The 11,170-nt window shown below is 69.3% G+C and carries 9 protein-coding genes; 4 read left to right on the top strand and 5 right to left on the bottom strand.

Annotated elements, in window-relative coordinates:
- Positions 1 to 416 precede the first annotated feature (416 nt).
- Together K2X24_RS15165 and K2X24_RS15160 are read left to right on the top strand one after the other, a co-directional pair.
- A complete protein-coding gene (locus K2X24_RS15165; protein WP_292499205.1) occupies positions 417 to 1,073 on the top strand; it encodes an alpha/beta hydrolase in 657 nt (218 codons plus the stop codon).
- Between the two features lie 64 nt (positions 1,074 to 1,137).
- Positions 1,138 to 1,323, top strand: a complete 186-nt coding sequence (locus K2X24_RS15160; RefSeq protein ID WP_292499204.1) for a DUF3606 domain-containing protein — start codon at positions 1,138 to 1,140, stop codon at positions 1,321 to 1,323.
- A gap of 95 nt (positions 1,324 to 1,418) precedes the next feature.
- Here K2X24_RS15160 and K2X24_RS15155 read toward each other — a convergent pair whose 3' ends face one another.
- Complete coding sequence (locus K2X24_RS15155; protein WP_292499203.1) at positions 1,419 to 5,510, bottom strand: Pls/PosA family non-ribosomal peptide synthetase; 4,092 nt, start codon at positions 5,508 to 5,510, stop codon at positions 1,419 to 1,421.
- Positions 5,511 to 5,647: 137 nt separating this feature from the next.
- Positions 5,648 to 6,244: a histidine phosphatase family protein gene (locus tag K2X24_RS15150; RefSeq protein ID WP_292499206.1), complete on the bottom strand. Its 597-nt coding sequence runs from the start codon at positions 6,242 to 6,244 to the stop codon at positions 5,648 to 5,650.
- A 121-nt stretch (positions 6,245 to 6,365) separates the two neighbouring features.
- Between K2X24_RS15150 and K2X24_RS15145 the strand changes: the two genes are divergently transcribed.
- Positions 6,366 to 7,412, top strand: a complete 1,047-nt coding sequence (locus tag K2X24_RS15145) for a polyphosphate kinase 2 family protein (protein WP_292499202.1) — start codon at positions 6,366 to 6,368, stop codon at positions 7,410 to 7,412.
- A gap of 82 nt (positions 7,413 to 7,494) precedes the next feature.
- On the top strand, positions 7,495 to 8,661 hold the full coding sequence (locus tag K2X24_RS15140) for an AAA family ATPase (RefSeq protein ID WP_292499201.1): 1,167 nt from the start codon (positions 7,495 to 7,497) through the stop codon (positions 8,659 to 8,661).
- Positions 8,662 to 8,703: 42 nt separating this feature from the next.
- Here K2X24_RS15140 and fabI read toward each other — a convergent pair whose 3' ends face one another.
- From fabI to K2X24_RS15125, 3 genes are all read right to left on the bottom strand, one after another.
- Positions 8,704 to 9,546: an enoyl-ACP reductase FabI gene (gene fabI / locus K2X24_RS15135; RefSeq protein WP_238277862.1), complete on the bottom strand. Its 843-nt coding sequence runs from the start codon at positions 9,544 to 9,546 to the stop codon at positions 8,704 to 8,706.
- Positions 9,547 to 9,701: 155 nt separating this feature from the next.
- Positions 9,702 to 10,631 (bottom strand): DnaJ C-terminal domain-containing protein, encoded by a 930-nt coding sequence (locus K2X24_RS15130; RefSeq protein WP_292499200.1) that lies wholly within the window; start codon positions 10,629 to 10,631, stop codon positions 9,702 to 9,704.
- Positions 10,632 to 10,816: 185 nt separating this feature from the next.
- A partial coding sequence (locus K2X24_RS15125) for an RT0821/Lpp0805 family surface protein (RefSeq protein WP_292499199.1) occupies positions 10,817 to 11,170 on the bottom strand: 354 nt, incomplete at its 5' end.

The following is an 11,170-nucleotide window of genomic DNA, read 5'->3' as shown; positions in this document are numbered from 1 at the left end:
CAGGGTGAGCGCCCGCGCCACGGCAGCCGCCACCTCCGGCCGAACCGGTGAGGTCGCGTTGTGGTCGAGGTAGGCGCGGGGCGAAGTCATCCGGGAAAAACCACTGGCGGCGTCAAGGGCTAGAGCGACAAATCCTTGCTTTTGCCCCCCACGATCATGCTAAGGCGCCGTCACGATACGTGTTCCGGTTGCCCGTCGTGCAGGGAACGCGCCGATCCGAAACGGGTCCGACCGGCGTTGTTTAGAACGATTCTAGTTCGCTAGAATTATTCTAAGAGCGCTTTTAAGTTCGTGGCCCGGCGAGTCAAGGCACGCCTTGCGGCTTTGCCCGGGCCTCGGACGCGCGCCTTGCCGGCGAAGCGGCGATCCACCGTGACGGGGCCCGGCGGCCTTCGTCGCCCAGGAGTTTAGGTTTCATGCCCGAAGTCATCTTCACCGGTCCGGCCGGCCGTCTCGAGGGGCGCTACCAGGCGCCCAAGAAGAAGGGCGCGCCGATCGCGATCGTGCTGCATCCGCACCCCCAGTTCGGGGGCACGATGAACAATCAAATCGTGTACAATCTTTTCTACACGTTCGCCAATCGCGGCTTCGCCGCCCTGCGCTTCAATTTCCGCGGCGTCGGCCGCAGCCAGGGCGCGTTCGACCACGGCACCGGGGAGCTCTCCGACGCGGCCTCCGCCCTCGACTGGGTGCAGTCGGTGAACCCCGAGGCCCGCGCCTGCTGGATCGCCGGCGTCTCGTTCGGTTCGTGGATCGGCATGCAGCTCCTGATGCGCCGCCCGGAGATCGAGGGCTTCATCTCGATCGCCGCGATGGCCAACCGCTACGACTTCACCTTCCTGGCGCCCTGCCCCTCCTCCGGCCTGTTCGTGCATGGCTCCGAGGACCGCGTGGCTCCCGCCCGCGAGGTCATGCCGGTGATCGAGAAGGTGAAGACCCAGAAGGGTGTCATCATCGAGCACCAGATGGTCGAAGGCGCCAACCACTTCTTTGACGGCAAGGTCGACGAGCTGACCCAGACCGTGGACACCTACCTCGACAAGCGCCTCGGCCCGAAGCCCGAGGCTTCTTGACCGATCGCTACTTGAAGTTGCCTTCGAGCTGATTATTTCACATGGCGCAACCTGAGGAGGCGTCATGAATGACGATTTGGAACGGCCCGGTCCGGAAGATCCCAGCAAGATCAGTCTGACCGAAGCTTGGGAGGTTCGGTACTGGACGAAACGGTTCAATGTCACGGAAGCCCAGCTCCGCGAATGTGTCCGTCGCGTCGGGAACGGAACGGCGAATGTCGCCCAATGCCTCGGCAAGAAATGGCCTTAGCGGAAGCGCCGAAAAGCAAGATTGATCATCGGTCAAGTTGACAGGCGGCGGCGTTCCACGGTTGGAACGCCGCCGTTTTCGTCAACCCTTCGCGTTCACGCCTTGGCGTGCACCACTGGCACCGCCGGCGCACCCTCCCACTCCGAATGGGCCGGAATCGACTCGCCCTTCATAACGATGGTGAGGGGGCGCAGGCGAGCGTAGTCGCCGACCTTGGTGTCATACAGCACCGTGGAGAAGGCGCCGACCGAGACGCCGCGGCCGACCTCGACCCGGCCGACCTTCATGATTCGGTCCTCGTAGAGGTGGGTCTGCAACGCGGAGGTACGGTTGATGGTGGCGTAGTCGCCGATGGTGACGCAGTCGAACTCGGTGATGTCGGTGGTAAGCATGCACACGCCCTGCCCGACCTTCACGCCGAGGAGCCGCAGCATCCAGGGCAGGAAGGGGGTGCCGACGAGGTGCTCCAGCAGCACCTTGCCGGCCAACCCCCAGTAGAGCACCGCGACGGCCTCGGTTCGCATGGCCCACCAGGACCACATCGGCTGCATGCCGGGCTTGTAGACGCCCATCAGCAGCCATTTGACCGCGATCACCGTGAAGGACTGGATGAAGGCGATGGCGACGGAGACGGCGACGAAGCTGATCGCCAGGCCGGTCCAGTCCTGCGCCAGGATCGCCGGGTAGAAGTAGAAATCGATCGCCGAGATCGCCAGCGTGATGAACAGCATCGGCGAGAACGAGGTCGAGAACGCCTCGAAGATGCCGCGCCGGAGCTTGGGGCCGATGCCGGGCTCGTAGGTCTGGGTGTTGGAGCCGAGATCGACCCGCTGGCGCGAGGGCAGCTTGATCGGCGGCGAGCCGAACCAGGTGTCGCCCGGATTCATCAACGCGTTGGCCGGCGGCTTCGACTTGATGCCGATGAGCACGTCCTCCGGGATCACGGCGCCGGGCGGGACCACGGCGTCGTTGCCCACGAAGACGCGCGGGCCGGTATGGACCTCGTGCATCGTCATCCAGCCGCGCCGGATCTCCTCCTCGCCGAAGACCACCTCGTCGGCCACGAAGTTGCGCGCGCCGATATCGGCCAGGTCGTAGCGCCCCGCGAGGTTGGTGGAGATCTCGGCCCCCTGCCCCATCCGGGCGCCCATCAGGCGGTACCAAGCCCGCATGTAGACGGTGGCGAACAGGGAGGAGAGGGTCTCCAGGGTCACCTCGGCGGCGAGCGCCACCGCCCACTTGCGCATGTAGAAGCCGCTGTAGATCGAGTGGGTGCCCGAAGAGACGCGGGGCAGCACCAGCCAGCGGATGCCGGCGATCAGCAGCACCGTGCCCGCCGTCATCAGCATGGCGGTGGGCCAGGTCAGCAGCGGCAGGTACCAGTGGTAGTCGATGTCGGTGATGTCGCCGAGGGAATCGCTGAGCTGGTCGAAGATGTAGAAGGCCGGGAAGATCGGCAGCAGGCCGATGGCGGGGATCGCCGCCAGCAGGAAGGTGTAGAGCGCCGCGAAGGCGAGGCGCCGCCGGGGCGAGGCGGTGGCGGGTTCGGGCAGCGAATCCGGATCGGCGTCGCCGACCTTGCGGCCGGGCGAGCCGTCCCAGACCTCGGCGGCGTTCACCCGCGTGCCGGTGGGGATGGTGGTGAGGTCCGCGATCTCGGCGTGGTCGCCGATGACCGTGTCGGGCCCGATCACGCAGGAGGCACCGATGGCCACATCCGCGCCGATGTGGACGCGGCCGATGATCAGCGTGTCGCCGACGACCTCCGCGTTGGCGATGACGAGGCGGCCGCCGAGCGAGGCGCCGGGGCCCACGCTGATGAGGTCCGGCGCGCCGATCTCGGCATCCGAGATCAGCGCGTCCTTGCCGATGTCGGCGCCGAGCAGCCGCAGGTAGAACACGATCGCCGGCGAGCCCTGGAGCCACTTGATGTGGACCAGCGGCGTCAGGCGCTGCGTCAGCCACCAGCGGTAATAGTACACCCCCCAGAGCGGGTAGCGCCCGGGCTTCGTGCGCCCGAGGATCAGCCACTTGGCCGCCACCGCCACCGAGGCCGTCACGGCGTTGATGCCGATATAGACCAGCAGCAGCACGGCGAGTTCGCCGAAGAATCCGAGCCCGCCGCCGGTGAGCAGCAGGTAGGTCACGAAGATGCCCAGCCACTGCGAGGTGGCGAGCGCGATGACGAAGGGCAGGGCCGCGGCCTGGGCGAGGCCGCAGAGGAAGCGCCGTTTCAGGGAGGGCGCCGGGAAGGCGAGGTCGCGGATCGCCATCTCGGTCCCGACGCCGCCCGTGCGGGCGATGAGCGTGTCGGCCATGGCCCGCAGGGTGCGCTGGCCGTAGACGTCCTGCAGGGTGATGGCGGCCAGCGCCGGCACCTCGCGTACGGCCCCGACGAAGCGCGCGGCCAGCAGCGAGTGGCCCCCGAGATCGGCGAAGAAGTCGCCCTCGAGGGGAATCGCCTGGTTGCCGAAGACGCGGTTGGCGGCGGCCAGCATAGCGGCCTCGGTCTCGTTGCGCGGCGGCTCCTGCTCGCCGGAGGTGTCGGCCACCGTGAGGGTGGCAACGCGCAGGGCCTTGCGGTCGACCTTTCCGGAGGTCAGGCGCGGAAGCACCTCGACCGCCTCGAAATGCCCCGGCACCATGTAGGGCGGCATCTGTTCGGCCAGCGTGTGCCGCAGGGCGGCCTTGTCGATCTCGGTGCCGCGCTCGGGGACGAGGAAGGCGACGAGGCGGTCGACCCCGTCGTCCTGGCGCAGCACCACGGCCGCCTGGTTGATTCCCGGCAGGACCTGGATGCGCGATTCGATCTCGCCGAGTTCTACCCGGAAGCCGCGGATCTTGACCTGGTCGTCGATGCGGCCGTGGAACAGGATGTTGCCGGCGGCATCCAGCGAGACCGCGTCGCCCGAGCGGTACAGGACCGGGTCGGTCCCGTCCGAGGCGTAGGGGTTGGCGATGAACTTCTCGGCCGTCAGCTCGGGCCGCTTGAGGTAGCCCTTGGCGACGCCCGGACCGCCGATGAGGAGTTCGCCCTGTTGCCCCGGCGCCAGGAGTTCGAGGCTCTCGCCCGCGACGTAGACCGAATAGTTCGGGATCGGGCCGCCGATGGTGACGGGCACGCCCGGCCGCATCTCGGCGGCGGTGGCCACCACCGTGGCCTCGGTCGGACCGTAGGTGTTGAAGAGTTTTCGCGAGGCCGTCGCCCAGCGGACGACCAGCGGCTCGGGCAGCGCCTCGCCGCCGAGCAGCACCAAGCGCACGCTCGGCAGGTCCCGCGAGATCATCGCCAGCAGGGTCGGCACGGTGTCGAGGACGGTGACGCCGGCGCGGGCGATGATGTCCGGCAGGCTCTCGACGTCGCCCATCATGGCCGGGGAGGCCACGAACAGCGTCGCGCCCACGAGGTAGGGTACCCAGATCTCCTCCATCGAGAGATCGAAGGCGACGGAGGCGCCCTGGAACACCACGTCGTCGGCGCGCATGCCGTAGAGGGCGTTCCCCGAGCGCAGGAAGTGGCAGATGTTGGCGTGGCTGATGACGATGCCCTTCGGCACGCCGGTCGAGCCCGAGGTGTAGATGAGGTAGGCCGGGTGCTCCGGTGTCAGGCCCGCCGCGCGCAGGTCGGGCAGCGCGGCCTCCGCCGGCGTCGCGGCCGCGAGTGCGGCCACCGTCAGGCCCGGCGTGCCGGCGGGTGCCTGCGCTTCCAGGGCGGGTGAGATGAGGAGCGCCTTGGCGTTCGCGTCGTCCAGGCAGACCGCAACGCGGTCGGCCGGCGCCTCGGCGTCGAAGGGCAGCCAGGCCGCCCCCGACAGGGCGATGCCGATCTGGGCGACCAGCAGGTCCGGGCCCCGCGCCATCCAGAGGCCGACCACGTCGCCGGGCCCGATGCCGTGATGACTGAGTCCGCGGGCGATCTCGGAGGCCTGCGCCTCAACCTCCGCGTAGGTCAGGGCCGGGTGGGTGCCGTCGGGGCCGGTCCGGGCGCCGTCGACGAGGGCCGGGTGATCGCCGCGCGCTCGGGCGCTCGCGCGAAAGATCTCGCTCAAGGTCTCGTCGCGTACGAGGTCCGGGCGGCTTTCGCCGCGCAGGACCGCACGCGGGCCGGCCGCCTCCCTCGAAGCACTCGTCTCCTGCGGCCCGCGCGTTGCCGCCCGGGGCCGGGTCGTCTCGGCGAGACTGGTCATCCGTTGCTCCGCTGCCGGCGCCCGATCGATCGGGAACCGTCCTCCTGGCCGGGTAGGCGCCCGGATCGCGCCGAATTCACGGCGCGTCTAACACGTTTGGGCGGTAGGCTTGAACCGGGCTTGAACGCGCGGATTGCTCAGGCCCAGCGCCATCCGGCCTGGTCTGACACGAGGACGCTGCCCTGGCGGATACCGATGCGGGGGGCGTCACGAAGGCCGAGATGGCCGCGGATCACCAGGATCGCCCGGGCGACGCCGCCATGGGCGACGATCACGGTGGGCCGCGTCAATGCGGCGATGGCCGGTTCCACCCGCTCCACCAGCATGGCGTAGCTCTCGCCCGTCCCGCCGGGCGGGCGGTAGCCCCAGCGGTCGCGGTCGCGGGCCAGGGCGCCGGCGGGGTCCCAGCGCCGGATCTCGGCCCAGGTCGAGCCCTCCCAGGCGCCGAAGCTGATCTCCTTGAAGCGCGGATCGAGGCGATAATCCGCCGGGTCGAGGTTCAGGGCCGCGCGCAGGGTCTCCATGGTGCGCCGGGTCCGGATCAGCGGGCTGGCGGCGAAGTCCAGGCCGGCGAGATCCGCGCCGGACAGGCCGCTGACCCGCGCGAGGCGCCCTGCGACGGCCTCGGCCTGGCGCAGGCCCTCGGCGTTCAGGTCGATGTCCCGCTGCCCCTGGAGCCGACCCTCGGCGTTCCAGTCGGTCTGGCCATGGCGGACGAAGTAGATCGGGTTCACGGGCCTCACGCCCGCCGCTCGCCGGAACGGTCGGGCCGGACTATCGTTCTCGCACGCACGTCCTGACCCTGCATCTTGGCGGCCGCCCCGGTCCGCCCCCCACCGAGAGCCGAGTCTCATCATGTCGAAGCATCACGGCAAGCATCGCCGGGACCAGACCCTCGGGGAAACCGAAGCTTCGGCGTCGCAGCGTGACGTTTCGCACCGCAAGGACGCGGCGCATCGAAAATCGGGGCTGAAGGGCAAGAAGGGCGAGGCGCGCCGGGCCGGGCACCGTCCGCCCTCCTCCGCGCACTGGGCCCGCGAGGCCGAGAGCCGAGGCGGCATGGCCCACGTCAGCGTCGATCCCCGCCTCGCGCCCGCCGCTACCGGCATCGTCACCGTGCGGCCCGGAACCCGCTGCGACCTCGGGCTGATCGATGCGGATGCCGATGGCGGCCTCGACAAGGACGCGGCCAAGGCGGCGCTAGCCAGCGAGCGCGCCCGCATCGCCGCCCTGCAGGAGCGGCTCTACGCCGAGCACGCGCGCAGCCTGCTCGTCGTGTTCCAGGCCATCGATACGGGGGGCAAGGACGGCACCATCCGGGCGGTGTTCGAGGGCGTGAATCCGCAAGGCTGCCGGGTGTGGTCGTTCAAGGTGCCGAGCGCGGAAGAGAGCGACCACGATTTCCTGTGGCGCTACCACGCGAAAGCGCCCGCGCGCGGCATGATCAACGTGTTCAACCGCAGCCATTACGAGGACGTCCTCGTGGTGCGGGTGAAGGACCTCGTGCCCGAGCCGGTCTGGCGCGAGCGCTACGGCCAGATCAACGACTTCGAACGGATGCTCTCCGCCGCCGGCACCACCGTGCTGAAGTTCTTCCTGCACATCTCCAAGGACGAGCAGCGGGAGCGCCTGGAGGCGCGCATCGCGAACCCGGAGAAGCACTGGAAGTTCGATCCGGCCGACCTCGTGGAGCGCCGCTCCTGGGACGCCTACCAGGCGGCCTTCGCCGACGCGCTCAGCGAATGCTCGACCGGCCAAGCGCCCTGGCACGTGGTGCCGGCCAACCGGAAGTGGTACCGCAACCTGCTCATCGCCCGCACCATCGCCGACACCCTGGAGGCGATGGATCCGCGCTTTCCGGAAGCCAAGGCGGACATCGCGGGGCTGACCGTGCCGGACTGAGCGCTGCTTCGTCATGTTCCGCGCCTGAGCTTCCGTTGGGCGCATCCGCGCGCGCGATGCGGAGCGGCGTATGGGAGGATCGATGCTGACGGTTCGAGGGGTGTCGGCTTCGGGGTACCGGTCGCTGAGGTCGATCCGCTTTCCGGTCGATGTCCTGTCGGTGTTCATCGGCGCGAACGGCGTCGGGAAGACGAACCTCTACCGCGCGCTCGAACTGCTTCAATCGGCGGCGGCCGGAACATTGACACGGGACCTCGCGATGGAGGGCGGAATGGATTCCGCCCTCTGGGCCGGCAAGCGGAAGGTCGGTGACAAGGCGTGCATCACCTTGTCGGCGGAACTGTTCGATCCGGAGGGCGGATCAGTCCCGCTCACCTATGAGGTCGAGATCGGCCTCGTCCAGCAATACGCCACGGATCAGGGCCAACGCGTAGCGATGGGCGCCGCCTTCGTGCAGGAAGCTCAGATCAAGCGTGAAGCGCTCCTGCAAAGCACGGGTCGGCGGCCCGTGACCTTGCTCGACAGGGTGGGGCCCAAGGGATTCGCGCGTGGCCTCGACGGGCGCAAGCAGGAACTCGCGGCCGGGTTGCTCGCGACGGAAACCGCTCTCTCGGCCCTGAAGGACGCCGCGGCGTTCCCCGAACTCGATCTCGTCCGCCGAACGCTCCTGGACTGGCGCTTCCACCACGATTTCCGGACGGACAAAGACTCCGCTCTGAGGCGCCCTTGCCTGGCCGTGACGACGCCGACGCTGTCCTCCGATGCCGGGGATCTCGCGGCGGTGTTCGCCACCCTCGCTCATATCCGCCAGGACACCGCGGATCTCGAGGACGCCGTCGCCGACGCTTTTCCCGGCGCACGCCTCGTGATTCCGGAACCCGATCGCTTCGCGCGGTTCGGGATCATCTTTCCCGACTATCCCAAGCGCGTTTTCGAGGCGGCGGAACTCTCGGACGGAACGCTTCGCTATCTCGCGCTGGCCGGCGCGCTGCTGGCCTATCGGCTGCCGCCCTTTATCGCGCTCAACGAACCCGAGACGAGCCTTCACCCCGACCTGATCGAGCCCCTGGCCCGCATGATCGCCAAGGCGTCCGAACGCACGCAGGTCTGGCTCGTGACGCATTCCGAGCGTCTGGCCGACGCCCTCGGCCGCGAGCACCACTCGCGATGTCACCGGGTGGTGAAGCGCGATGGCGCGACGTGGATCGACGGCCTCAAGCTCTTCGGCGCGTTCGAGGACGAGGACTGACGCTGGGCTGATGACCGCCGAGGCGCCGGGCGGCCGACGGGCCTAATCCTTGTCGAGGCTGAGGTCCGGGGCTTCCGGGTTCTTCATGCCGACGACGTGGTAGCCGGCATCCACGTGCAGGATCTCGCCGGTCATGCCCTTGCTCATGTCCGAGACGAGGTAGGTGGCGGTCTCGCCGACCTCGTCGATGGTCACGGTGCGGCGCAAGGGGGCGTTGTATTCGTTCCACTTCAGGATGTAGCGGAAATCGCCGATGCCGGAGGCGGCCAACGTCTTGATCGGGCCGGCCGAGATCGCGTTGACGCGGATCTTCGAGGGGCCGAGGTCGGCGGCGAGGTAGCGCACGGAGGCCTCGAGGGCCGCCTTGGCGACGCCCATGACGTTGTAGTGCGGCATCCACTTCTCGGCGCCGTAATAGGTCAGCGTCAGGAGCGAGCCGCCGTTGGGCATCAGCTTCTCGGCCCGCTGGGCCACCGCCGTGAACGAGTAGCAGGAGATGAGGAGCGACTTGGTGAAGTTCGCCTCCGAGGTCTCGACGTAGCGGCCGGTCAGCTCGTCCTTGTCCGAGAAGGCGATGCAGTGCACGACGAAGTCGATGCCCTCGGGGAACACCTCTGCGGCGGCGGCGAAGACCGCGTCGATCGAGGCCGGGTCCGTGACGTCGCAATGCCCGACCACGTGGGCGTCGAGTTCCCGCGCCAGGGGCTCGACGCGCTTCTTCAGGGCGTCGCCCTGGTAGGTGAAGGCGAGCTTGGCGCCGTGGGCGGCCGCCGACTTCGCGATGCCCCAGGCGATCGAGCGGTTGTTGGCGACACCGAGCACCAGGCCGCGCTTGCCGGCCAGCAGACCGCCGACGTGATCGTGAACCGGGTGCGTGTCCGCCATGTGTCACCTGAGCGAGAGCCGTGGCGCGGATGCGCCTGCCCATCGCGTGACGGGCGGGCGCTCCCGCGCCGGGCATCCTTAGCGGAGGCGCGCCGGGGACGGAAGTGCGGGATCTTTCGCAATGTCCGCCCTGTCACGGCCGATGCACGCGCCTGTCAGCCCGCCTTGGCCGCGCGCCGCGCCTTGGCGAACTCGGTCAGGGCCGGGTCCTCGGTCGCCGGTAGCGTTACCGCGGTGGTGGCGAAGAGGTCGCCTCGCGTCCCGTCCTTCTTCGGCAGGCCCTTGCCCTTGAGCCGGAACGTGCGTCCCGACCCGGTCATGGCCGGGATCTTCATCTCCACGGCGCCCGTCAGGGTCGGCACCCGGATCGGTCCGCCGAGGATCGCGTCCTCCAGGGCCACCTCCACCGAGGCGCGCAGGTCCGCCCCGTCCACGGTGAAGCGGGAATGGGGCAGGATGCGGATGGTGAGCAGGGCGTCGCCGGGCGTGCCGCGCGGGCCGGCGGACTGGCCGAGCCCCCGCAGGCGGATGGTCTGGCCGTCGACCACGCCCTTGGGCACCACCACGTCCACGTCGCGCCCGCCCGGCAGGGACAGGCGCAGCTTCTCCTCGGCGCCCACCTGTTCCAGGGTCACGCTGAGTTCGGCCGCCACGTCCTCGCCCTTCTGGGGGCCGCGCTGCGCGCCGGGGCCGGCTCCGGCCGCCCGGAACGCGTCGCCGAACAGGTGGGAGAAGATGTCCTCGCCGATCCCGCCGCCCCCGGTGGGGCCGCGTCCGCGCGCCGCGCTCTCGAAATCGAAGCCGCCGCCACCGCCCCGGCCGCCGCCGAACCCGCCGAAGCCCTCGAAGCCGGTCGCGCGCGGCTTGCCGTCCGCGTCGATCTCGCCGCGGTCGAACTGCGCGCGCTTAGCCCCGTCGCCCAGGATCTCGTACGCGCTGTTGGCCTCCGCGAAGCGGTCCTTGGCCTTGGCGTCGTCCTGGTTGCGATCGGGATGATAGGCCTTGGCGAGCTTGCGATAGGCCTTCTTGATGTCGGCCTCGGAGGCGCCCTTGGAGACGCCCAGCACATCGTAGGGATTTCGCATCGGTCTTCAGGATTCTCGGTGCCGCCTGGGGCCGGGCGCCTGCCCGGCTCCTTCGGATTCGTCTGTCATGTGGACGGCCTGTTGCTTCTCTGCAACGGTCTCGCGCGAGAATTCGCTGCGATTGGCACGCCGTCAACGGGCAGACCCGAACTGTGATCCTAAAAAAGTCGGGCCGGCGACCGCGGTCAGGTCGAGGATTTCGCGGCCCGGATGCGCGTCAGGCCCCACTCGCCGCCGGAGGGCTTGCAGCCGGTGCCGCGCACGAAGCGGCTGCCCGCCGGAGAGATCACGGAGGCCAGGAAGTCGCGGCAGACGAGCTCGTTGGCGACGTAGGGCAGGCCGGTCGGGTTCACCGAGCCGCGCAGGGTCGTCTCCGGGTTGTCCCACTTCACCGGGCGTCCGTTGCCCTGCGGGTCGAGGGCGACGGCCAGCGCCGCGCTGGCGCGCCGCCAGTCCTCCGCCCCGAGGTCCGCGCCGAAGCCCAGGGGCTTGCGGTCGATGCTGCCGGTGGTGGCCGGTTCCTCGACCGGGCCGTCCTT

Origin of the sequence: Methylobacterium sp., assembly GCF_019750675.1 — a bacterium.
GTDB lineage: Bacteria > Pseudomonadota > Alphaproteobacteria > Rhizobiales > Beijerinckiaceae > Methylobacterium.
Note: the sequence above shows the minus strand (reverse complement) of the source record. Positions and strands in the feature narration are given on the sequence as shown.